Origin of the sequence: Micromonospora sp. CA-248212, from assembly GCF_050948405.1 — a bacterium.
Classification (GTDB): domain Bacteria; phylum Actinomycetota; class Actinomycetes; order Mycobacteriales; family Micromonosporaceae; genus Micromonospora.
In genome coordinates this window covers 2263965-2286027 of the sequence record NZ_CP192023.1, presented here as the reverse complement: position 1 = coordinate 2286027, position 22063 = coordinate 2263965, and the positions used below count along the sequence as shown (strand labels likewise).

Sequence of the window (22063 nt, the reverse complement as noted above, 5' to 3'; positions counted from 1 at the left end):
AGCAGTCCCTCATGTCCGAGATGTTGCGCGCCCCCGCCGAGGTCACGTACGCCGACGAGCTGGATTTCCTCGAGTCGGTCGACACCGGTCCGAAGCCGTTCTCGTGGCGCCTGAGCCCGCGCATGGTCCGGCTGTTCATCCTCGGGTCGGAGCGGGCTGACGGCCTGTCCCGGGAGATCCCGCAGAAGTGGTTCGGCGACCGCAGTTTCGTCGAACGCGCCATCGTCACCCTCGCCTCGGACCGAGGCCTGCTGCTGATCGGTGACCCCGGCACCGGCAAGAGCTGGCTGGCCGAGTTGCTGGCCGCGGCCATCTGCCGCAACTCGACCCTGGTCGTGCAGGGCACCGCCGGCACGACGGAGGACCACATCAAGTACTCGTGGAACGTGTCCATGGTGATCGCCAAGGGCCAGTCCCGGGAGTCGATGATCCCGTCGCCGATCATGACGGCGATGGAGCGTGGCGTGGTCGGTCGCTTCGAGGAGTTGACCCGCTCCACCAGCGACGTACAGGACGCGCTGATCTCGATCCTGTCCGAGAAGTACGTCGCGATCCCCGAGCTGGACCAGGACAACATCGTCTTCGCCCAACCCGGTTTCTCGATCATCGCAACGGCGAACAGCCGCGACCGGGGCGTCAACGACCTCTCCTCGGCGCTCAAGCGGCGGTTCAACTTCGTCCGGATCCCGGTGGTCACCAACAAGCGCAGCGAGGCCGAGATCGTGCGGTTCCGCACCGAGGAGTTGCTGCGCCGGCACCGCATCGAGCTGGACGTGCCGCCCACCCTGCTGGACATCCTGTTGCAGAGCTTCGCCGACCTGCGCGCCGGCGCCGCGGCAGCGACGAGCGACGAGGAGAAGCTGGAGTCGGCACTGTCGACCGCCGAGCAGATCGGCGTGCTGGAGGACGCGATCCTGCACAGCCAGTTCTTCGGCGACCGTACGCTGCGCGCGGCGACGCTCGCCGGGTCGTTGGTCGGATCGCTGGCCCGGCGCAGCCCGGAAGACCTGGCAATCCTCAACAAGTACCTGCACGGCGTGGTCGAGCCACGGGCCCGCAAGGACGACGACGGCTGGGCGGGCTTCCTGGACGGCGGCCGTCAGGCGATCGCGTCCCTCTCGTGACCGCGTCGACAGTCGCCGGCACGTTCGGCGCGCTCCGCGAGCAGCTCACCGACGCGGCGACCGCGTTCGCGGGCTCCTCCGACGCGCTCGGCGCGATCCTCGCCGGGATGGTCGACGATGTCGACCGGGCGCTCGGCGAGCCGCTGGAGATCTTCCCTGTCTGCCACCACTCGCCGGCCTCCGCGCTGGCCATGGTGCGCCGGCTGCGCGCCAAACAGCCCCGGGTGATCTACCTGGAGCTGTGCGAGGATCTCCAGCCGCTGCTCGGCGAGTTGCGCAACTGCCGCCTGCCGGTGGCGGTGCAGGCGTTCGCGTCGGAGCTGTCCGGCTTTCCGGCCGACTGGGGGCCGCTCAGCGTCGTCGCGCCGATCACCGAGGCGTCGGCGGAATACCAGGCCATCGCGTACGCGCTGGAGACCCCCGGCGTGGAGCTGGTGCTGGTGGACCGCTCCTCCGACCACGTCTTCCAGTGGTCGCCGCGCGACCAGCCGACCGGCGCGAGCAGCGCGAACGGGCCGACCGGCACCGGTGCGGAATCGGGACTGCACGGCGACGCCGTCGGGGTGGAGATCGGCGACCTGCGACCGCGGTTCGCGGAGCTGGAGGCGTACCTGCTGCACCACGGCAAGGTGCGGCACTGGTCGGAATGGTGGGACCAGTACGTGGAACGCCCGCTGGCCGACGCCGACCACGACACGTACCGGCAGGTGATGGTGCTGATCGGCAGCCTGTTCCGGCGGCTGCGCCCGGCCGACGCGGATCAGCTCGATCGCGACGAGGATCGCGAGCGGTACATGTGGACGCGGATGCGTCAGCACCTGGCCACCTCCGGCGTCGATCCGGCGCACTGCCTCTACGTCTGCGGCGCGTTCCACGCTGCCAGCCGGGTCGAGCAGTTCGGGCTGGGCTCCGGCGCGGACGATTTCGAGATCACCCCGCGCACCGACACCCGCTGGCGGTACGGGCTGATCCCGTCCAGCCACTCGGCGATCGAGGCACAGTTCGGGCTGGCGTCCGGCTCGGTCTCCATCGCCGCGGCGACCTGGGCCAGGGAGGTACGCCGCCACGGACTGTCGCCGTACCAGCTCGGCGGCCAACGCACGACGGCTGTCCGGGGGCGACGCGGTCGGGTCACGACGGTCCCCTCCCCCGCCGGGCCGGTCGATGACCGACTCACCGGCTTCCTCGCCGCGCCACCGCGCCCGGACGGTCTGGACGAGGCGGAGCTGCGCGGCTGGTGTGTCGACATCGTCCGGTTGGCTCGCCGCAACGGATATCTGGCGAGCACCGCCGACGCGATCGCGGTCTTCGAGACGTCGGTCCTGCTGGCCGGTCTGCGCAACCGGGCCCGGCCCACGCCGTACGACTTCGCCGACGCCGCGGTCACCTGCATCGAGAAGGACGTGGTGCCCGGCCGGCGGGACGTCCGACGGCTCTGCGAGATCCTGCTGGGCGGCGACCGGATCGGTCAGGTCGGCTACGACGCTCTGCCGCCGCTGGCCCGCGACGTGTTCGATCGGCTGGAACCGCTCGGCCTGGCCCTGGAGAAGCGGACCGTCCAGCGGGCGCTGCTGGACCTGAACGCCGAGCCGGCGCTGGGCCGCTGCTCGGACCTGCTGTGGATCCTGCGGCATCTGCTGCCACCGGCCGCGGTCCGCCCGATCATGGGTGAGCGGCGGCTCGGTCAGCGCTCGGTCCAGGAGAGCTGGGACCTGGCGCTCGGTCACCATCAGCGGGCGTTGATCGAGCTCGGCTACGAGGGTGTGACCGTCGAGCAGGTCCTGGAGCAACGACTGCGTCGGGCGGTGCGCGGCCCGGACGCCACCGCCGCCAGCGCTCTGGCAGCGGTCGAGGACGCGATCCGGCTGCTCGACAGCCCACGTCTGGTCGACGAGCTGGGGGCGCGGGCGGTGGAGCTGCTCGCCACCGCGCGCACCGTCGACGACGCTCCCGACGTGTTGCGCCGTATCCGACGGTTGCTGGCGCATCACCGGGCCACCGCGCCGACCCTGCCGGCCTGGTGCCAGGCGTTCGTGACGACCGGGTACGCGCACTACTGCACCCTGCTGCCCACCGCGATCACCAGCGACGAGACCAACGTGCGGCAGGTCGGCGCGATGCTCGGCTTCCTGTTCTCGATGGAGGGTCTGGCACTGTCGTTGGGCTGCGACCGCTCCCAGCTGGAACTGGCCGTCGCGCAGTCGCACCCGACCGCGCCGGCGAAGGTGGCGCTGCTCTGGGCGGGCCGACACCAGCTCGGCCTGCTGTCGGTGGCCGATCTGCGGGCCCGGTGTGCCGAGCTGCTGGCCAACCCGCTGGTGGTGCCGGCCTTCCCGCAGTACCTGGCCGGATTCGTGCACGCGCTGGAACCGGTGCCCGGTCTCGCGCCGTTCGTCGTCGAGACGATCTCCACGGCCTTCGCCCGGCTGCCCGATCCGGTGCTGCTGCCCTGGTTGCCGACCCTGATCACGACACTGCGGGAGCAGGGCCCGGAACTGGTTCCGCTCCTGATCCGGGAGGCCGGACGGACCTTCCCGGAGGCGCTGCCGGAGCTGGATTCCTGGGTGCCGCCGTGGGTCGCGGCCCCACCTGTCGGGCGGGTGGACGACCAACGCGCCGTGGCCGCGCCGCAGCGGCGGGTCGGTGTCCTCCTCGCCGCGCATCCCGAGGTGGTCGACGCGATCTCCGGTCTGCTCGGGTACGACGGCGGGTGGCTGCCGGCCGACGACGCTCCCGCCGAGCAGGGTGCGGTGGCGGGGCTGCTGGCGAGGCATCCCGAGACGGTCGAGGCCGTGGCCGCGCGGGTGGTGCGCCAGGCGTGAGCGCGACGGCGGCGGGTAGGCAGCGGCCCGGCGTCATGGCGACTTCCGCCGGGTAGGAGGCTTTGATGAGCACGTACCGGGACGAACAGGGCGACCAGTTCCCTCCTCCGGAGGCGGACGCCGCCGAGCAGCGGCAGGACGCGTTCGACGTGGGGCCGCCGGACCGGGTCTCCGGCGACGTGGACCCGGAGGCGTCCGAGGCCGACCTGGCCGAGCAGGGCGCGCTACCGGCCGGCGCCCTGGAGGAGGTGACGTCCCTGCCGGCCGACGCCAACCCGGCGGACGCCCTCGAACAGCGTCAGGAGATCCCCGCGCGGGACGAGGGCCGCCGCACCTGAGCGCCCATGCCGGATACGGCGGTGCCCCCGCCCTACCGGCGGGGGGCCCGTCGCTTAGAACCAGTGGAGGTGACTGTTGTCGGCGGTGCCTGTCGAGCTGCCCCACAGGTGGGGCGGCACAGCACACGACCGGAGCCGCGGTGTCGGTGGGCGGTCAAGGCCTGCTTGACCCAGCCCAAGAACCGGCCGTAGTGCTGCACCGGGTCGGGTGCGGTCCGGTACAGGTCGGTCAGATCCCGGCTCGCCTCAGTCAGGCAGTCGGCCATGTCCACCCCGAGCAGCTTCGGCTCGTCCGAGTAGTCGGCCACGAGTTCGACTTTCGCGTGCTCGCACGGCCAGGGGAGCACACAGGACGCGCAGAACCAGAACGGCCGGACCGGGGCGTGCCGCTGGCCGCTCACTGCTGAACCCCCTGGTAGCGGACCGGCGACCATCGGTCAGACCAGCGTAGGGTCGACGACTGGCTGTGAATGATCGCGTTGACGGTTCCGAAGATGACGCCAGGTGCTCGTTGGACCCGCTCGAGGTCTTCGGTCACTCGCGCGATGGCGGTCAGCCGGCCACGGGCGTCGAAGAGTTCTCGCCGGACATCCAGGAGTGACGCCTCGAGCTGGCTCACCCACTCGCGTAGCCGCTCTACCTCTTGTTCCTGTTCCACTCCAGCCTCCAGGGGTGGTTTCGGACGGGACACCCGTCGCCGCCGGGCTCCGCCTTGCGCGGCGACGGGCGTAGACAGATCCCATCCCGGACGCTACCCCCCTGTCAATCCTGGCGCGCCTATCTGAGCGCATTCATGTTGACCCGTCACGGCCGGTCTACCTTCGTTCGCATGGCAGATGGACCGGGCGAACTCGTCGCGGCGGGCGAGGTCCTGGCGATGCTCGGGGTGGGCCGCTCACGGTTCCGCCAGATCCAGCAGTCGCCACACTTCCCGGCTCCGTACGCCCGACTGTCGGTTGGTTCGATCTGGCTCAAGGCTGATGTGGAGAAGTACATCGCCGAACACCGACGCCCCCGCTTGGTAGACGAGGACGAGTAGCCCCGTCCGCCTTCCCGGCACTGACACCGGCTGGCTCAGCCGGCGACGACCTGCCACAGCAGGAAGGCGTTGAGCGCGACGACCAGGACGGCGACTCCGGATGCGGCGACCGTGGTCAGTGGGTGGTTGACGAGGTTGCCCATGAGGTCCCGGCGACGGGTGAAGGCGACCACCGGGATCAGCGCGAACGGGATGCCGAAGCTGAGGATGACCTGCGACAGCACGAGGGCGCGGGTGGGGTCGAGGCCGATGGCGAGCACTACCACGGCGGGTGCCAGGGTGACCAGGCGGCGCAGCAGCAGCGGAACCCGGCGGCGCAGGAAGCCCTGCATGATCACCTCACCCGCGTAGGTGCCGACGCTCGTGGAGGCGAGCCCGGAGACCAGCAGGGCGACGGCGAACCCGAAGGCGGCGGCCGTGCCGATGCTCTCGCCCAGGCCGGCGTGCACCCCCTCCAGGCTGTCGGCGCCCACCGGGCCGCCGCCCCGGAAGCTGGCCGCCGCGATCAGCAGCATGGCGAGGTTGACCGCGCCGGCCGCCGTCAGGGCGAGCAGCACGTCGGTGCGTTGGCCCCGGAAGAGGGTACGGCGTTCGGCGTCGTCGGTCGCGGGGATGCGGTCGCGGGTCAGCGCGGAGTGCACGTAGATGACGTGCGGCATGACCGTCGCCCCGAGGATGCCGGCGGCCAGCAGGACGCTGTCGGTGCCCTGGAGGCGGGGCACGAGGCCGGCCATGGCCGAGCCCGGGTCGGAGCCGGCGGCGAGCAGGTTGGCCGCGAACGCCAGGACGATGACGCCGAGCAGCACGGCGACGGCGATCTCGAAGGCGCGGAACCCGCGCGAGCGCAGGGCGAGCACGACGAACGCGGCCGCGCCGATGATCAGCCCGCCGGGTAGCAACGGGATGCCGAAGAGGAGGTAGAGGGCGACCGCTCCCCCGATGACCTCGGCCAGGTCGGTGGCCATCGCCACCAGCTCGGCCTGCACCCACATGATCCGGTTGAGCGGGCGGGGCAGGCGCTCGCGGCACAGCTCGGGCAGGCTGCGGCCGGTGGCCAGGCCCAGCTTGGCGGTGAGTGTCTGCACCAGCATGGCCATCAGGTTGGCCACCACCACGACCCAGACCAGCAGGTACCCGTAGCGGGCGCCGGCCGCCGAGTTGGTGGCGAAGTTGCCCGGGTCGACGTACGCCACGGCGGCGACGAACGCCGGGCCGAGCAGGATCAGCCGTCCGCGTACCCGGCCCCGGGCGCGGGCGATCTGCAGCGGTGTCGCCGTCGTCGCCCGGAGGTCGTTGGTGACCATCGAGCACCTCCCCGTTCGAGTACGGATCGCGTGCCGGTTCCCTTCCCGGGCGGCTGACCCGTCGGTGCCAGTCGGTGGCCCACGGGTGCCACGGTCCCTTCGCGCTTGACAGGCGTCGCCGACCCGACCAAGCTGTCTCATAGTCCTACTGTCGTAGGACAACAGGAAGGATCATCACGAGTGATCGAGTTCGTGCTCGACAGCCGGTCGAAGGTGAACACCTACATGCAGCTCGTGCAGCAGGTGAAGCAGGCGCTGCGCGTCGGTCTGCTCGCACCCGGCGATCAGCTGCCGAAGGTTCGGGACGTCGCCCAGTCACTGGCGATCAACCCGAACACGGTGCTGAAGGCGTACCGGGAGTTGGAGATCGAGGGTCTGGTCGGCGGCCGGCCCGGGGTGGGCACGTTCGTCCAGCGCACCCTGGCCGGCGCGTCCCTGCCCAACCAGGCCGAGCTGCGTGACGACCTCGTGGCGTGGTTGCAGCGGGCGCGGGCCGCCGGCCTCACGGCCGAGGACGTCGTCGCCCTGGTGGAGACCACGCTGCGCGCCACCCTCACCGACGACGCCCCACAGAAGGAACCCGCGTGAGCGGTACGAGAGGACAGAGGATGGAGATGGTCTTGGAGGCCGACCGGCTGGGCAAGCGGTACGGCAGAACGTGGGCGCTACGGGACTGTTCGCTGCACCTTCCGGCCGGCCGGATCGCCGCGCTGGTCGGGCCCAACGGCGCGGGCAAGAGCACGTTGCTGCACCTGGCGGTCGGGCTACTCAAGCCCGACGAGGGCGCGGTGCGGGTGTTCGGCAGGTCGCCGTACGGCGACACGGAGGGGCTGGCCAACATCGGGTTCGTCGCCCAGGACACGCCGCTGTACCGGGACTTCACCGCCGCCGAGTTGGTCGTCGCCGGCGGCAAGCTGAACCGGCGATGGGACGCCGCACTGGCCCGGACCCGGTTGGCGCAGCTCGGGATACCGCCCGACAAGCCGGTCGGCAAACTGTCCGGCGGGCAACGGGCCCAGGTGGCGCTTGCTCTCGCACTGGCCAAACAACCCCGGCTGCTGCTGCTCGACGAGCCGGTGGCCAGCCTCGATCCGCTGGCCCGTCGGGAGTTCCTCCAGTCGCTGATGGGCAGCGTGGCGGATTCCGGCACCACCGTTCTGCTCTCCTCGCACCTGCTGGCCGACCTGGAGCGCGTCTGCGACTACCTGATCGTGCTCAACGCGGCCCAGGTGCAGCTCACCGGCTCGGTCGACGACCTGGTTGCCGGGCACCGGCAGCTCGTCGGCCCACGGCACGACGGCGGTCCGATCGGGGGCGTGGCGCACGTGGTCCGGGCCAGCCACACGGACCGGCAGTCCACGCTGCTGGTACGCACCGACGGTCCCGTCACCGAGCCCGCCTGGACGGTCCGCGACGTCAGCCTGGAGGACGTCGTCCTGGCCTACCTGGCCGACGGCGTCACGCAGACCAGTCACAGCGAGTGGGGGGTGGCGGCATGATCTGGCTGACCTGGCGGCAACACCGCAAGCTGGCGTTCTACACCCTCCTGGGGTTCCTGGTGCTCGCCGCCGTCCTGGTGCCGATCGGCCTCTCGATGCGGAGCACCTTCGCCGACCTCGACCTGGCCACATGTGTGCGTCAGCTCGACGACCCGAACGTGACCGCGGCGACCCGGGAGGCCTGCGACGCGGGGTTCCACCGCTTCAGTAACCAGTACGGCAGCCTGAACCTGGTGGCCGTCCTGCTGATCACCCTGCCGGTGCTGGTCGGCCTGTTCTGGGGCGCGCCGCTGGTCGCCCGCGAGGTGGAGCAGGGCACCCACCGGTTCGTCTGGACCCAGGGCGTCGGCCGGACCCGCTGGGCCCTGGTGAAGTTCGGGCTGGTGGGTGCGGGCGTCCTGGCCCTCGCGACGGCCTACGGGCTGGGTATGTCCTGGTGGGTCGACCCGCTCACCGACGCCGCGTACGAGGGCCGACTCGGCATGATCGTCTTCGACCTCCAGGGCATCGTCCCGATCGGCTACACGCTCTTCGCCGTAGCGCTGGGTGTCTTCGCCGGCACCGTGTGGAAGCGGATGCTGCCCGCCATGGGCATCACCCTCGCCGGGTTCATCGGCGTACGGGCGGCGGTGGAGATCCTGGCCCGGCCGCACTACCAGCCGGCGCGCACCCAGACCTTCCCGATCGAAGGGGACGGCCCGCCGGAGATCAACCGGGGAGACTGGATCCTCACCCAGGGCGTCCGCAACCCGGACGGGACGATGATCGCGGAGGACACCCGGATCCAGTGCCCGCCGGGCGGCAAGGGGCCGGATGGTCGGGCCTGCGGCGCCGAGCTGGGCCTCGAGCCGGGCGCGTACAACTGGCAGCTGTACCAACCGGGGGACCGGTTCTGGCTGTTCCAGAGCATCGAGACGGGCATCTTCGTGGCCCTCGCCGCGCTCCTGCTCTACCTCGCGGTGCGTCGGGTCCGCCGGATCGCGTAACCGGGCGGGTGATCGCCGGAGCCACGGGGGCCCCGGCGATCACCCGTCCCTGCCGGCCTCAGCGGCCCAGCCGCCGGTAGCGGGCGACCGAGAGCGGCAGGAACACGGCCACCAGCGCGATCGGCCAGGCCACCGCCAACCAGAGGTAGTGCCGCGCGGCCCACGAGTCGCCACCCCAGCCCGGGTTGCCGAACAGCTCCCGGGCGGCGCCGACGGTCGCCGACAGCGGGTTCCAGGCGGCCACCGCGCCGAGCCAGGCCGGCATGGTGGACGGCGCGACGAACGCGTTGGAGAGGAAGCCGAGCGGAAACTCCAGGGTCTGCACCGCGACCACGGCCGTCTGTCCCCGGGCGACCAGGCCGAGGAAGATGCCGACCCAGACCAGGGCGAAGCGCAGCAGCAGGATCAGTCCCGCCGCGCCCAGCGCGGCGTCGACGCCGCCGTGTGCCCGCCAGCCGACGGCGAGGCCGGTGGCCAGCAGCACCGCGAGGGTGACCAGAGCGAAGAGCAGGTCGGTCACCGCGCGGGCGACGAGCGGGGCGAGTGGTGCGACCGGCATCGAACGGAGCCGGTCGGTGACCCCACGCTCCAGGTCGTCGGCGACGGCGATCGTGGTGAGGCTGATGCCGAACACCATCGTCATCACGAACATGCCGGGCATCAGGAACTCCCGGTAGCTGCCCCCGTCGGGGACCTGCATCGCCCCGCCGAACAGGTAGGCGAAGATCAGCACGATCAGGATGTTGAAACCGAGCGAGGCGACCAGCGGCCCGGGGTCACGTCGCCACCGGGCCAGGCCACGCCAGACCAGGGCACCGCTGTCTGTCAGGGCAGCGGGCCGGCCGGGCGTCAGGTCCACGGTCGCGGGCGGGTGTGTGGCGCTCACGCGGTCACCTCCACGGTGGCCCGACCACCCGTGACGTGCAGGAAGACGTCGTCGAGGGTGGGTCGCCGCAGGGCGATGTCGACCACCGTGACCTGCGCGGCGTCGAGCGCCCGCAGCACCTCGACGAGCGCGCCGGCCCGGTGCCCCACGCCGGCGCTGACCGCGCGCCGGTCCACGTCGACAGTCGGTTCGTCGGCGACCACCCGACGCATCTGCGCGACGGCGGTCGCGAGGTCGGCGGGCTCCCCCACGACCACCTCGATCCGGTCGCCGCCGAGCTGCGTCTTCAGCTCGTCGGGGGTGCCTTCGGCGACGATGCGCCCGGCCTCGACCACCGAGATCCGGTCGGCGAGCTGGTCCGCCTCGTCCAGGTGCTGGGTGGTGAGCAGGACGGTGGTGCCCGCGCGGACCAACTCGCGGATCGACTCCCACACCTCGCTCCGGCCGCGCGGGTCCAGCCCGGTGGTGGGTTCGTCGAGGAACAGCACGGCGGGGGCGAGGACCATGCCGGCGGCCAGGTCCAACCGGCGACGCATGCCCCCGGAGTACGTGCTGACCGGCTGCTCGCCGACGTCGGCCAGGCCGAACCGCTCCAACAGCTCGACCGCCCGCTGCCGGGCCCGGCGACGGCCCAGGTGGAACAGCAGGCCGAAGAGCACGAGGTTCTGCCGGCCATTGAGCGCCTCGTCCAGCGCGGGATGCTGCCCCACCAGGCCGATCCGGTAGCGCACCTGGTCGGGCTGGCGGGTCACGTCGAACCCGGCGACCTCGGCGTGCCCCTCGTCCGGGCGCAGCAGCGTGGACAGGATCCGTACCGACGTGGTCTTGCCGGCCCCGTTGGGGCCGAGCAGGCCGCACACCGTCCCGCTGGCCACCTCAAGGTCGAACCCGTCCAGGGCCAACCGGTCCCCGTACCGCTTCCGCAGCCCTCGCACCACTATCGCCGCGCCGCTCGTCGTCACACCCGTCCCCTTCCCACAGCCGGACACCGAAGGTCTACCGTACACGGTACGGTAAACCGTACGGGGTTGGTGGATCGACTAGCGTCCCCGGCATGACGATCTCGTTGGACGGCCGGCGGTTCGCCGCGGTGACGGACGTGGTGGCCGGTGAGGTCGGCACCGAGACGGTCTTCACCTACCACGAGCGGGCGGGCGAGGTCTGGGCCGAGTACGCCGGTGGGTCCATCCGACGCGGCTGCCTCGTCGGCACCCGCGACGGCGACCGGTTGGACTTTCGCTACGTCCAACTCAATGTCGAGGGCCAGACGTCCGCCGGCCACTGCGTCTCGGAGGTGCGGGTCCTTGCCGACGGCCGCCTGGAGCTGCACGAGTCGTGGGCCTGGGAGTCCCGGCCGGGCAACGGCACCAGCGTGGTACGGGAGATCACCTAGACCGGGTCGACGGAACTTGACTGGCCGGCCACGCCGACGTTGAGCGGATCGGCCAGCAGCTTGTCGAAGGCCAGCTCGGCGGCCCCGATCAGGACGGCGTCCCGGCCGAGAGCCGCAGCCCGCAACCGCAGGTGCTCACGGGAGGCCGGCAGCGGCATGGCGTCCAGCCGCCGCCGCACCGTGTCCGCCCCGGCGATGAAGATGTCGCGCAGCGAGCCACCGAACACCACGGCGTCCGGGTTGACCACGTTGACCAGGTTGGCGACGCCGAACCCGAGCCAGTCGGCGACCCGCTCGACGGCGGCGCGGGCGGTCGCGTCGCCGTCCGCCGCCGCGCGCAGCACGTCGGCCACAGCGGTCCGGTCGTCGGGGTCGCGGCCGGCATGCCGCAGCAGCGCGGCCTCGGAGATCTCGGTCTCCCAGCAACCACGGGAGCCGCAGCCGCACGGCAGGCCGTTCGGGTTGACCACCATGTGGCCGACCTTGCCGCTGTGGCCACGGTGGCCGATCATCAGTCGGCCGCCGACCACGATGCCAGCGCTGATGCCGAGGTCGCCGTGCAGGTAGATGAGGTCGTCGATGCCGGGGGCCACGCCCCGGATGTGCTCGGCCAGGCCCGCGATGTCGGCCAGATCTCCGGCCACGAATCCTGGGCAGTCGGTCAGCTCGGCCTCGAGGGCTGCGCTCAGGCCCTCCTCGACCCCGACGATGCGCAGGCCACCGTCGGCGTCGCGGGTGGTGTCGGTGACGGCGACCGCGCCGCCGACCAGCAGCGCGTCGGAGGCGACGCCGCGCTCCATCCCGCGCACGAGGTCGGCCAGCGGGCGGACGGCGTCGACGGCCGACATGCCACCGGGACGGGGTGCCTCCCGCAGGTCGAGGATGCGCCCGCCGAGGCCGATCCGCGCCGCCCGCAGTCGGTCCGCGTCGATGCTGAGCGCGTGCGCGTAGACCCGGTCGGAACGGGGGCTGACCACGAGGGAGGGGCGGCCGGCGCGGCGGGTCGTGGCCGGCGCCTCCTCGGTGACCAGACCGCTGGCGGTCAGGTCGGCGGCGAGGGCGCCGATGGTGCTGCGGTTCAGGCCGAGACGGCTGGTCAGCTCGGCCCGGGACGTCGGCCCGTGCAGGTGCACGTAGCGCAGCACGGCGCCGAGGTTCTGCCGTCGGATCTCCTCCTGGCTCGCGCCGGGGACCGGGGGCAGTGGGCTGTCGACGGTACGACCGGCACCGGCTGGCCTGGACCGCACGGGTGTTGCCACGGTCAGACCTCCTTCACGGATCGGTGCCGGGTGAACGATGGGGCGCGGACGACGATGGGTCCCGGAAGAGGAGATCCGGGACCCATCGGCGGTGCTGCCTACCGTGTGGTGATTACTTGGTGAGCGGCGCGAGCTTCGGGTCGTTGGCGTACGCCTCGACCACGTTCGCCTTGGTGACGGCCACCGGCGGGAGCAGGAACGTGTCGACGACCTTGCTGCCGTTGTTGTAGGACTTGGTGTCGTTCACCTGCGGGGTGTTACCGGCCTGGAGAGCCTTGACCATGTTGATGGTCTCCTTCACCAGGTTGCGGGTGTCCTTGTTGATCGTCATGTACTGCTCGCCCTTGACGATCGACTTGACCGACTCCACCTCGGAGTCCTGACCGGTGACGATCGGGGTCGGCTTGCCGGCACCCTTGACCGAGGTCAGGATGGCGCGGGCCAGGGTGTCGTTCGGGGAGAGGACGCCGTCCAGCTCCTTGTTGCCGTAGGTCGAGGTCAGCAGCTGGTCCATGCGGGCCTGCGCACCCTCGGCCTTCCAGCCCTGAATGGCGGTCTGCTTGACGTCCTTCTGACCCGAGGCGACGACGACGTTGCCCTTGTCGATCTCCGGCTTGAGCACGTCCATCGCGCCGTTGAAGAAGACACCGGCGTTGTTGTCGTCCGGCGAACCGGAGAACAGCTCGATGTTGTACGGGCCGTTCGGCTTCTTGGCCTTCATGCCGTCCAGCAGGGCCTGGCCCTGGAGCTGGCCGACCTTGAAGTTGTCGAACGCGACGTAGTAGTCGAGGTCCGGCGTGTTGGTGATGAGCCGGTCGTACGCGATCACCTTGGCGCCGGCGGCGTGCGCCGCGGCGACCTGGGTCGCCAGCTGCGCGGCGTCGGTCGCGCCGATGACGATGACCTTGGCGCCCTTGGTGGTCATGGCGGTGATCTGGGCCTGCTGGTCGGCGACCGTGGTCGACGCGCCGGCGTACTGCACGTCAGCCTGGAAACCGGCCTCCTTGAGACCGTTGGTGAACAGGTCACCGGCGAGGACCCAGTTCTCCGAGGTCTTGGCCGGCAGGGCCACGCCGATCAGCGAGTTCGCCGCGAAGCCCTTGGCGTCGCCGCCACCCGAGCTGCCGGAGTCGCCGTCGCGGCCGGAGCCGCAGCCGGCCAGGGCCAGCATGGCAGCGGCGCTGATGGCCACCACCGACGAGCCGAAGATTTTACGCATGGTGAGGACTTGCCTTTCTGGATGTGAGACGGGTGGAGAGGTCGGTGGCCGTCAGCCGGACACCGCTGCCTTGGCGGGCTCGCGCTCCGCGTCCGGCGGTGAGGCGGGTGGTGCGGAGTCCTCGCGGCGGAACGGCCGCATCAGGCTCCCGATGATGGAGAAGCGCCCCTGGCTCTTGTTGTAGACGTCGATCGCGACGGCCAGCAGCAGGACCAGGCCCTTGATGATCTGGACCTTGTCGGTGCCCACGCCCTCGAGCTGGAGGCCGTTGTTGAGCACGGCCATCACCAGACCACCGACGATGGAGCCGCTGATGGTGCCGATACCGCCGGCGACGGCCGCGCCACCGATGAAGACAGCGGCGATGGCGTCCAGCTCCCAGCCGTTACCGTCCTGCGGCCCGGAGGCCTGCGAACGGGCCACGAAGATCATGCCGGCCAGCGCGGCCAGGACGGACATGTTCATCATGACGAAGAAGTTGACCCGCTTGAGCTTCACGCCGGACAGCTCGGCCGCCCGGGAGTTGCCGCCCACCGCGTAGATGTGCCGGCCGCCGGCCGTGTTGCGGGTGTAGAAGGAGTACGCGATGACCAGCGCCACGAGGATGATGCCCGAGATCGGGAAGCTGGTGCCGACGCGACCACTGGCGAAGCGCAGCGCCGCGAAGGCGATCACCCCGACCATGACGGCCATCCGCAGGATCGAGATCCACAGGGGCGCCGGGTCGGCGTCCATCGCCCGTCGGGTGTTGCGGGCCCGGATCTCGCGCCACACCACCGCCACCGCGGCGGCCAGACCGAGCAGCAGCGTCGCGTTGTTGTAGCCGGTGTTCGGGCCGAACTCGGGCAGGAAGCCCGAGCCGATCTCCCGGAAGCCCTCCGGCACCGGGATGCTCTGGGCGTTGCCGATGAACTGGTTGCCACCGCGGAAGAGCAGCATTCCCGCCAGGGTGACGATGAACGCCGGCACCCCGATGTAGGCCACCCAGAAGCCCTGCCAGGCGCCGATCACCGCGCCGATGGCGAGGCCGAACACGATGGCGGCGGGCCAGGGCAGATTCCACTCGGTCATCGACTTGGCGACCAGGATGCCGGTGAATGCCGCGACCGAGCCGACCGAGAGGTCGATGTGCCCGGCGACGATCACCATGAGCATGCCGATGGCCAGGATCAGGATGTACGAGTTCTGCTGGAACAGCGCGATCAGGTTGTCCGACCGCAGCGTCAGCCCATTGGTCCAGATCTGGAAGATCAAGACGATCGCCACCAGGGTGAAGATCATCCCGAACTGGCGGGCGTTGGAGGTCGTGCCTCCAAACAGGTTCTTCTGAAGGTCTCTGATACGGCTCATCGGGTGGCCAACTTCTTCGTCGAGGTCATCTGCTTCATGAGGGTTTCCGGGTTCGCGTCCGCCCGGGCGATCTCGCCCGTGATGGCGCCTTCGAAGACGGTGTAGATGCGGTCGCAGAGCCCGATCAGCTCAGGCAGCTCCGAGGAGATGACGACAACGCCCTTCCCCTGGTCGGCGAGCCGCTGGATGATGCCGTAGATCTCGTACTTCGCGCCCACGTCGATGCCGCGGGTCGGCTCGTCGAGGATCAGCAGGTCCGGGTCGCTGAACATCCACTTGGCCAGGACGACCTTCTGCTGGTTGCCGCCCGAGAGCTTGGAGACGCCCTCGTCGACCGTCGGGGCCTTGGTCCGCAACTCCTTGCGGTACGCCTCGGCCGCCTGGTACTCCTCGACCTCGCTCAGGACGCCGTGGTGCGAGATCTTGGACAGCTTGGCGGCCACCGTCGACGTCTTGATGTCATCGAGCAGGTTGAGGCCGAGCGCCTTACGGTCCTCGCTGACGTACGCGAGGCCGTGGTCGATGGCGTCCGCCACCGACTTCAGGACGATCTCCTTGCCGTCCTTGATGATCGTGCCCGACTCGTACACCCCGTAGGAGCGGCCGAAGACGCTCATCGCGAGTTCGGTGCGGCCCGCGCCCATCAGGCCGGCGAAGCCGACGATCTCGCCGCGGCGCACCACGAAGCTCTCGTTCTTGCAGACCTGGCGCTCGGCGGAGATCGGGTGCCGGACGTTCCAGTTGCGCACCTCGAAGAAGACGTCGCCGATCTTCGGGGTGTGGTCCGGGAACCGGCTGCTCAGCTCGCGGCCGACCATGCCCCGCACGATCCGGTCCTCGTCGACCCCGTCCGCCTTGACGTCGAGGGTCTCCACGGTCTTGCCGTCCCGGAGGATGGTGATCTGGTCGGCGATCGCCTCGATCTCGTTCAGCTTGTGCGAGATCATGATCGAGGTGATGCCGCGGGAGCGGAAGCCGCGCAGCAGGTCCAACAGGTGCCGGGAGTCGGCCTCGTTCAGCGCGGCGGTCGGCTCGTCCAGGATGAGCAGCTTCACGTCCTTGGCGAACGCCTTCGCGATCTCCACGAGCTGCTGCTTGCCGACGCCGATGTCCTTGACCAGGGTGTCCGGGTTCTCCTCCAGACCGACCCGGGCCATCAGGTCCAGCGCCATCCGGTTGGCGGCCTTCCAGTCGATCGCGCCCCGCTTGCGCGGTTCGTTACCGAGGAAGATGTTCTCGGCGATCGACATCCCGGGGATGAGCGCCAACTCCTGGTGGATGATCACGATGCCGGCGCCCTCGCTCGCCCGGATGTCGGAGAACTTGCTCTCCGACCCCTGGTAGACGATCTGGCCGTCGTAGCTGCCGTACGGGTAGACCCCGCTGAGCACCTTCATCAGCGTGGACTTGCCCGCACCGTTCTCGCCGCAGATGGCATGGATCTCGCCGGCGCGAACCACCAGGTTGACGTCGGAGAGGGCCTTGACTCCGGGGAACTCCTTGGTGATGGAACGCATCTCAAGGAGGATCGGCACGTCGCTCATCGCTCGTACCACCTCGCCAACGTCATCGGTTGCCTCCGGAAGGTTGAACCTTCACTTGGTTTTGTTGTTGACGGCAACGTATTGCGGTGAGCAGGCCATCCGCAAGGCGAGGCGGTGTTGAAAATGTAACAATCCGGCAATATAGACGAAGCAGAGTATTCGCCCGTCACGCCGGTCCCACGAGTCGCCGATGGCACCATGGACCGCTCCTGGCAACGTTGTCAAATCGGAGTCGACGAGCCATCCGCGCCGATCACCGCAAGCAGGCTCGCCACCAGGCACGATCCGCCCCAGCAGGCGCGGACACCCGGGCGCCCCGGCCGAACTGCCATCGAACGGTGGTGATCGAGCCATGAGGCCGGCGACCCGTCCAGCATGCCTCGGCCGACCGCGGCCTGCGATGTGACCCACGCCTCCCCCGAGCGAAGGGATCGACGGCCGCCACCCCCGCACGCCCCGCCCCCGCCCCCGCCCCGCCCCGCCCCGCCTCGCCTCGCCTCGCCCCGCCGATCATGGAGTTGTGGTTGGTGACAAAGCGCGCGTCTATCTCCAAACCCGGCACCACAACTCCATGATCGACGGGGGCGGGCGGTGATCACCCGCGATCTTGCACTTGCTGTGGCGGCATAGCGGGCATTCCGCTCATGTCGACGACCGAAAGTGCAAGATCGGCGGGACGGGGGCGGGGCGGGGGCGGGGGCGAGGCGGGGCGGGCGGGGCGGGGGCGGGGCGGGGGCGGGGGCGGGGGCGGGGGCGAGGCGGGGCGGGCGGGGCGGGCGGGGCGGGGGCGGGGCGGGGCGAGGCGGGGCGGGGGCGGGGGCGGGCGGTGGAGGTCGACCGGTCAGCTGGGGTGCAGCACCGCCTTGATCACCCCGTCCTCGCGGCGGTCGAAGCTGCGGTACAGCCCCGGCGCGTCGTCGAGAACGCCGTGGTGGGTCACGATCACACCGGGCCGGGCCCGGCCGGCGACGACCATGTCCCGCAGCAGCACCGTGTAGCGACGATCGTGCGTGCGTCCGAACCGCACGGCGACGCCCTTGGTAAACAGCGTCCCCCAGGGCGCGACGAGATCCTCGCGGGCGCTCGCGCCCGGCCGCGGGTGTAGGTCCTTCTCGGGGTAGACGCCCGCCACGGCGATCGAACCCGCGGGATTGACCAGCCGGGCGGCGTCGGCGATCACCTGGTCCGGGCGCTCCTGGTCGGGGTGCTCCCGGTCGCGCGCCTGGAAACCGACCGCGTCGATGACCCGGTCGATCCCGCCCAACTTCTCCTCGCCCAGCGGCAGACCGGCCCGCGCGCGGTCGGCGCGGATCTGCTCCACCGGGTCACCGAGGCGGAAGTCGACCGGAACCGCGCCGAGCTCACCGGCCTTGTCGAGCCGGGCGTCCACCCCGTCGACGCAGTAGACGACCCGGGCGCCCCGCAGCAGCGCCGAGTACGCGCCGAGCAGACCGATGGTGCCGGCGCCGAACACGGCCACGGTGTCGCCGGCCTGCACCTCGGCGAGGGTCGCCGCGGCGTGCCACCCGGTCACGAACGCGTCGGCGAGCAGCACGAAGTCGTCCTCGTACGCGTCGCCCGGCTCTCCCGGCACGGGCACGCAGTTCGCGTCGGCCCACGGCACCCGCAGCAGGTCGGCCTGGGCGCCCCGGTACGGACCCATCCCGGCGTAGCCGTAGGCAGCGCCCGGCCCCTCGGCCCGTGCCCGCAGGCAGGCCGCCGAGAGCCCGCGCGAGCACATCACGCAGGTGCCGCAGAACAGGTGCGTGGGGATCACCACCCGGGTGCCGGGTCGCACGGTCTGCACCGCCGAGCCGACCTCCTGCACCACACCCAGCGGCTCGTGGCCGAACACCAACCCCGGTTCGGCGCCGGTGCGCCCGTCGTACATGTGCAGGTCCGTGCCGCACAGGGCGGTGGACGTGATCCGCACGAGCGCGTCCGTCGACGCCTCGATCCTCGCGTCGGGCACCTCCCGTACCGCGACGTCCCGAACGTCTACGTAGACGACGGCTCTCATACCGGCTCCCCCTCAGGTGGTGGAGCGTCGGTCTTCCCCCGGTTGGCCGATTCATGCCGGAGCGATCGACGGGCAGGACGGTCCGCCGCGCGACGTAGCATCGGCGAAGCACGATGTCAGGGGCACCACCTCGCCGACCGGATCGGGCACCTTCGACATGACGACCGAACAGACCACGTCCCGACCGCGCACCGGCGTCGGCATCGTGGCCCGTGACCTGGGGGCGACCGTCCGAGGTGGACGTCGCGTCCTCGACGACATCTCGCTGACCGTCGCGCCGGGCGAGCTGGTCGCGATCATCGGGGTCAGCGGCGCGGGCAAGACCACCCTGCTGGAGACGCTGGCCGGGGTCCGCCGACCGGCGGCCGGCACCGTGGGGTACGACGATGACGGTGTCCCGGGCTCGGTCGGCTTCGTCCCGCAGGACGACATCATCCACCGCGAGCTACCGCTGGCCCGCACCCTGCGGTACGCGGCCCGGCTGCGCCTGCCACCGGGGACCGGCCCCGCCGAGGTGTCGCGCCGGGTGGCCGAGGTGCTCGCCGAGCTGCGGCTCACCGAGCGGGCCGACGTGCCGGTGGGTCGCCTCAGCGGCGGTGAGCGCAAGCGCGCCAGCATCGCCGTCGAGCTGCTGACCCGACCCGGCGTGTTCTTCCTCGACGAGCCCACCTCCGGGTTGGATCCGGCGATCGCCGTGGACCTCCTGCGGGCGCTGCGGACGCTCGCCGACGCCGGTGCGACCGTCGTGCTCACCACCCACCAGGTCACTGACGTGGACCGTTGCGACCGGGTGGTCGTGCTGACCCGCGAGGGGCGGTTGGCGTACGCCGGCACGCCCGACGCCGCCCGGGAGTTCTTCGGCCTGCGGTCCCTCGCGGAGGTCCACCTGCTGCTCGACGAGGAGTCCGACCAGACCGTCTGGCCCGAGCGCTTCGCCGCGTCGCGCGCCGTTGGACCGACCGCTACCACGGGCGACCCAGGCGGCAGGGGTCCGGGACGGCCGGTTGGCCGGCTGCGCCAGTGGTGGGTCCTCGCGGCGCGCAACGCGGAGATCGTCGCCCGCAACCGGCTGACGCTGGCGATCCTGCTCGGCTCACCACTGATGGTGCTGGGGATGTTCGCGCTGCTGTTCCGCCCCGGCGCGTTCGACCCAGCGAGCCCGAGCCCGACCGTCACCGTGATGATCCTCTTCTGGATCGCGTTCGGCGGCTTCTTCTTCGGCCTGACCTACGGTCTGCTCCAGATCTGCACGGAGCTGCCGATCCTGCGCCGGGAGCGCCTGGCGGGTGTCCGGCTGCTGCCGTACCTGATGGCGAAGGTCGCGGTGTTGCTGCCGCTGCTCGCCCTGGTGGACCTGGCCCTGCTCGGGGTGCTGCGCGGCATGGACCGACTGCCGCCGGTCGGCGGCGGCGACTTCGCGGCCCTGTACGCGACCCTGCTGCTCTCCTCGGCGGCCGCGCTCGCGCTCGGCCTGCTCTGCTCCGCGTCCGTCTCGGACGCGGCCCAGGCGACCCTCATGCTGCCGATGCTGTGCTTCCCGCAGGTGCTGTTCGTCGGGGCGATCCTGCCGGTGCCGGCCATGGCGGACGGCGGCCGGTGGCTCAGCTACGCGATGTCGAACCGCTGGGCGTTCGAGGGGTTGGGGCACACCGCCGGGGTGGAACGGCTGTGGCGCGACGGCGGCTCACCGCTCGGCCCGCCGCTGTCGCAGACGTACGGCGACACCTTCGCGCGAGCGGTCTGGGTCGACTGGCTGGTACTCGGCGGGTTCGTGCTGCTCTCGCTCGCGGCGACCTGGGCGGTGCTGGTACGGCGGGAGGCCCGCCGTGCGGCCTGAGCGCGCCCCTGCCCTCTCGCCGACAGACCTGCCCGGGTACGCCGACACCGCGCGGATCGACGAGTTACGCGCCACCGAGTACCCGCACCTCGACCGGCACGGCCAGGTCTACCTCGACTACGCCGGGGCCGGGGTGACCGCACGGGCCCAGGTGCGGGCGCACCACGACCGGCTGCTGGCGGGCCCGTACGGCAACCCGCACTCGGAGAGCCCGACCAGCGCGGCGGCCGGCTCGCTGGTGGAGTCGGCCCGGCGGGCGGTGCTCGACTTCTTCTCCGCCGACCCCGCCGAGTACGCGGTGGTCTTCACCCCCAACGCCAGCGGCGCCTGCCGTCTGGTCGGCGAGGCGTACCCCTTCGGACCGACTGCACCCTTCGCGCTGACCTGGGACAACCACAACTCGGTCAACGGCATCCGCGAGTACGCCCGGGCGGCCGGCGCGGCGGTGCGGTACGTGCCGTTGAGCGGCCCGGAGCTGCGGGTCGCCGAGGCCGACCTGGTCTCGGTGCTCGACGCCGGCAGCGGGGTTCGGTCCGGCCGCCGTGGGCTGTTCGGGTACCCGGCGCAGAGCAACTTCTCCGGCGTGCAGCATCCCCTTGGCTGGGTCGAGCTGGCCCACCGGCACGGCTACGACGTGCTGCTGGACGCCGCCGCGTTCACCGCCACGAACCGGTTGGACCTGCGCGTCGTCCGACCCGACTTCGTCTGCCTGAGCTGGTACAAGCTGTTCGGCTATCCGACCGGCGTCGGCGCGCTGCTGGCGCGTCGTGACGCGCTGGCCCGGCTGCGCCGTCCGTGGTTCGCCGGGGGCACCATCAGGGCGGTCAGCGTGCAGGGTGACTGGCACCGCTCGATGGACGACGAGTCGGCGTTCGAGGACGGCACGCTCAACTTCCTGAGCATTCCGGACGTGGAGTTCGGGCTGCGGTGGCTCGACTCGATCGGCGTGGATCTCGTGCACAGCCGGGTCGGCCTGCTCACCGCCTGGTTGCTGGACCGCCTGACCGCGCTGCGGCACCGCACCGGCCAACCGCTGGTGCGGGTGTACGGGCCGGCCACCGGCGAGGGCCGGGGCGCGACCGTGACGTTCAACGTGCTGCGGCCGGACGGCACGCCGGTCGACGAGCGACTTGTCGCCCGGGAGGCCGCCGCGGCGGGCTTCTCCCTGCGGACCGGATGCTTCTGCAATCCGGGTGCGGGCGAGGGGGCGTTCGGGATCACCCGGCAGACGCTGCGGCGACGCCTGCTCGCCCAGATCGGTACGATCGACGAGTACCTGGACGCGCTGGCGCTACCGACCGGCGGCGCGGTCCGGGTGTCGTTCGGGCTGGCGTCCACCGCGGCCGACGCCGAACGCTTCGTCGCCTTCGTGGAGTCGTCCTACCTGGACCGGGACGGTGAGGTCGGGCCGCCGTTGCCGCCCCGGCTCCGGTGCTGACGTGC

At 71.2% G+C, this 22063-nt stretch carries 19 protein-coding genes; 10 read left to right on the top strand and 9 right to left on the bottom strand.

All coding sequences use genetic code 11. The annotated features are described in order from the left end of the window. Positions 1 to 11 precede the first annotated feature (11 nt). From ACQP03_RS11195 to ACQP03_RS11185, 3 genes are all read left to right on the top strand, one after another. Positions 12 to 1124: an ATP-binding protein gene (locus ACQP03_RS11195; RefSeq protein ID WP_357171515.1), complete on the top strand. Its 1113-nt coding sequence runs from the start codon at positions 12 to 14 to the stop codon at positions 1122 to 1124. Next, complete coding sequence (locus ACQP03_RS11190; protein WP_357398509.1) at positions 1121 to 3946, top strand: DUF5682 family protein; 2826 nt, start codon at positions 1121 to 1123, stop codon at positions 3944 to 3946. Before ACQP03_RS11195 ends, ACQP03_RS11190 begins: the two co-directional genes overlap by 4 nt. A 65-nt stretch (positions 3947 to 4011) precedes the next feature. Beyond that, entirely contained in the window at positions 4012 to 4284 is a 273-nt protein-coding gene (locus tag ACQP03_RS11185; RefSeq protein ID WP_357120288.1) for a hypothetical protein, read from the top strand. 397 nt (positions 4285 to 4681) lie between these two features. On the opposite strand, the gene ACQP03_RS11180 is transcribed toward ACQP03_RS11185, so the two are convergent. Further along, positions 4682 to 4942, bottom strand: coding sequence for a hypothetical protein (locus ACQP03_RS11180; RefSeq protein ID WP_357171513.1), 261 nt, complete (start codon positions 4940 to 4942; stop codon positions 4682 to 4684). Positions 4943 to 5113: 171 nt separating this feature from the next. Between ACQP03_RS11180 and ACQP03_RS11175 the strand changes: the two genes are divergently transcribed. Then, positions 5114 to 5323, top strand: coding sequence for a helix-turn-helix transcriptional regulator (locus tag ACQP03_RS11175; RefSeq protein ID WP_357171512.1), 210 nt, complete (start codon positions 5114 to 5116; stop codon positions 5321 to 5323). A gap of 35 nt (positions 5324 to 5358) precedes the next feature. On the opposite strand, the gene ACQP03_RS11170 is transcribed toward ACQP03_RS11175, so the two are convergent. Continuing rightward, entirely contained in the window at positions 5359 to 6627 is a 1269-nt protein-coding gene (locus ACQP03_RS11170; protein WP_357171511.1) for an Nramp family divalent metal transporter, read from the bottom strand. 180 nt (positions 6628 to 6807) lie between these two features. Here ACQP03_RS11170 and ACQP03_RS11165 point away from each other — a divergent pair, with 180 nt between their 5' ends. The 3 genes from ACQP03_RS11165 to ACQP03_RS11155 are packed head-to-tail and all read left to right on the top strand — an operon-like array spanning position 6808 to position 9112. Beyond that, the gene (locus tag ACQP03_RS11165) at positions 6808 to 7215 is read left to right on the top strand and encodes a GntR family transcriptional regulator (protein ID WP_355050404.1); all 408 of its coding nucleotides are present in this window, start codon (positions 6808 to 6810) and stop codon (positions 7213 to 7215) included. A gap of 20 nt (positions 7216 to 7235) precedes the next feature. Further along, a complete protein-coding gene (locus tag ACQP03_RS11160) occupies positions 7236 to 8126 on the top strand; it encodes an ABC transporter ATP-binding protein (RefSeq protein WP_357398512.1) in 891 nt (296 codons plus the stop codon). Beyond that, on the top strand, positions 8123 to 9112 hold the full coding sequence (locus ACQP03_RS11155) for an ABC transporter permease (protein WP_357398514.1): 990 nt from the start codon (positions 8123 to 8125) through the stop codon (positions 9110 to 9112). The genes ACQP03_RS11160 and ACQP03_RS11155 overlap by 4 nt, the downstream gene beginning before the upstream one ends. Positions 9113 to 9170: 58 nt before the next feature. Here ACQP03_RS11155 and ACQP03_RS11150 read toward each other — a convergent pair whose 3' ends face one another. Then, entirely contained in the window at positions 9171 to 9998 is an 828-nt protein-coding gene (locus ACQP03_RS11150) for an ABC transporter permease (protein ID WP_357398517.1), read from the bottom strand. After that, positions 9995 to 10960: an ATP-binding cassette domain-containing protein gene (locus tag ACQP03_RS11145; RefSeq protein ID WP_357398519.1), complete on the bottom strand. Its 966-nt coding sequence runs from the start codon at positions 10958 to 10960 to the stop codon at positions 9995 to 9997. Before ACQP03_RS11145 ends, ACQP03_RS11150 begins: the two co-directional genes overlap by 4 nt. Before the next feature lie 92 nt (positions 10961 to 11052). Between ACQP03_RS11145 and ACQP03_RS11140 the strand changes: the two genes are divergently transcribed. After that, complete coding sequence (locus tag ACQP03_RS11140; protein WP_357398521.1) at positions 11053 to 11391, top strand: hypothetical protein; 339 nt, start codon at positions 11053 to 11055, stop codon at positions 11389 to 11391. Here ACQP03_RS11140 and ACQP03_RS11135 read toward each other — a convergent pair. The 5 genes from ACQP03_RS11135 to ACQP03_RS11115 all read right to left on the bottom strand — a co-directional run bounded on the left by ACQP03_RS11135 (position 11388) and on the right by ACQP03_RS11115 (position 18783). Further along, on the bottom strand, positions 11388 to 12650 hold the full coding sequence (locus ACQP03_RS11135) for an ROK family transcriptional regulator (protein ID WP_433460849.1): 1263 nt from the start codon (positions 12648 to 12650) through the stop codon (positions 11388 to 11390). The genes ACQP03_RS11140 and ACQP03_RS11135 overlap by 4 nt on opposite strands. Before the next feature lie 112 nt (positions 12651 to 12762). After that, entirely contained in the window at positions 12763 to 13869 is a 1107-nt protein-coding gene (locus ACQP03_RS11130) for a sugar-binding protein (protein WP_357120316.1), read from the bottom strand. A gap of 51 nt (positions 13870 to 13920) precedes the next feature. Next, positions 13921 to 15219 (bottom strand): multiple monosaccharide ABC transporter permease, encoded by a 1299-nt coding sequence (gene mmsB / locus ACQP03_RS11125; protein ID WP_357120319.1) that lies wholly within the window; start codon positions 15217 to 15219, stop codon positions 13921 to 13923. Beyond that, the gene (gene mmsA / locus ACQP03_RS11120) at positions 15216 to 16763 is read right to left on the bottom strand and encodes a multiple monosaccharide ABC transporter ATP-binding protein (RefSeq protein ID WP_357120323.1); all 1548 of its coding nucleotides are present in this window, start codon (positions 16761 to 16763) and stop codon (positions 15216 to 15218) included. The genes mmsB and mmsA overlap by 4 nt, the downstream gene beginning before the upstream one ends. A gap of 841 nt (positions 16764 to 17604) precedes the next feature. Beyond that, positions 17605 to 18783 (bottom strand): glutathione-independent formaldehyde dehydrogenase, encoded by a 1179-nt coding sequence (locus ACQP03_RS11115; RefSeq protein ID WP_357397023.1) that lies wholly within the window; start codon positions 18781 to 18783, stop codon positions 17605 to 17607. A 157-nt stretch (positions 18784 to 18940) separates the two neighbouring features. On the opposite strand from ACQP03_RS11115, the gene ACQP03_RS11110 reads away from it, so the two are divergent. Both ACQP03_RS11110 and ACQP03_RS11105 read left to right on the top strand, forming a co-directional pair. Further along, positions 18941 to 20620 (top strand): ATP-binding cassette domain-containing protein, encoded by a 1680-nt coding sequence (locus ACQP03_RS11110; RefSeq protein ID WP_357120329.1) that lies wholly within the window; start codon positions 18941 to 18943, stop codon positions 20618 to 20620. Then, the gene (locus tag ACQP03_RS11105) at positions 20610 to 22058 is read left to right on the top strand and encodes an aminotransferase class V-fold PLP-dependent enzyme (RefSeq protein ID WP_357120332.1); all 1449 of its coding nucleotides are present in this window, start codon (positions 20610 to 20612) and stop codon (positions 22056 to 22058) included. Before ACQP03_RS11110 ends, ACQP03_RS11105 begins: the two co-directional genes overlap by 11 nt. The last annotated feature ends 5 nt before the right edge of the window (positions 22059 to 22063 follow it).

Bases quoted from the DNA above. Each gene is read 5' to 3' on its own strand.
- mmsA (WP_357120323.1), bottom strand. From the start codon at position 16,763: ATGAGCGACGTGCCGATCCTCCTTGAGATGCGTTCCATCACCAAGGAG.
- ACQP03_RS11175 (WP_357171512.1), top strand. From the start codon at position 5,114: ATGGCAGATGGACCGGGCGAACTCGTCGCGGCGGGCGAGGTCCTGGCG.
- ACQP03_RS11155 (WP_357398514.1), top strand. From the start codon at position 8,123: ATGATCTGGCTGACCTGGCGGCAACACCGCAAGCTGGCGTTCTACACC.
- ACQP03_RS11140 (WP_357398521.1), top strand. From the start codon at position 11,053: ATGACGATCTCGTTGGACGGCCGGCGGTTCGCCGCGGTGACGGACGTG.
- ACQP03_RS11195 (WP_357171515.1), top strand. From the start codon at position 12: ATGTCCGAGATGTTGCGCGCCCCCGCCGAGGTCACGTACGCCGACGAG.
- ACQP03_RS11160 (WP_357398512.1), top strand. From the start codon at position 7,236: ATGGAGATGGTCTTGGAGGCCGACCGGCTGGGCAAGCGGTACGGCAGA.
- mmsB (WP_357120319.1), bottom strand. From the start codon at position 15,219: ATGAGCCGTATCAGAGACCTTCAGAAGAACCTGTTTGGAGGCACGACC.
- ACQP03_RS11185 (WP_357120288.1), top strand. From the start codon at position 4,012: ATGAGCACGTACCGGGACGAACAGGGCGACCAGTTCCCTCCTCCGGAG.
- ACQP03_RS11130 (WP_357120316.1), bottom strand. From the start codon at position 13,869: ATGCGTAAAATCTTCGGCTCGTCGGTGGTGGCCATCAGCGCCGCTGCC.
- ACQP03_RS11115 (WP_357397023.1), bottom strand. From the start codon at position 18,783: ATGAGAGCCGTCGTCTACGTAGACGTTCGGGACGTCGCGGTACGGGAG.
- ACQP03_RS11110 (WP_357120329.1), top strand. From the start codon at position 18,941: ATGACGACCGAACAGACCACGTCCCGACCGCGCACCGGCGTCGGCATC.
- ACQP03_RS11170 (WP_357171511.1), bottom strand. From the start codon at position 6,627: ATGGTCACCAACGACCTCCGGGCGACGACGGCGACACCGCTGCAGATC.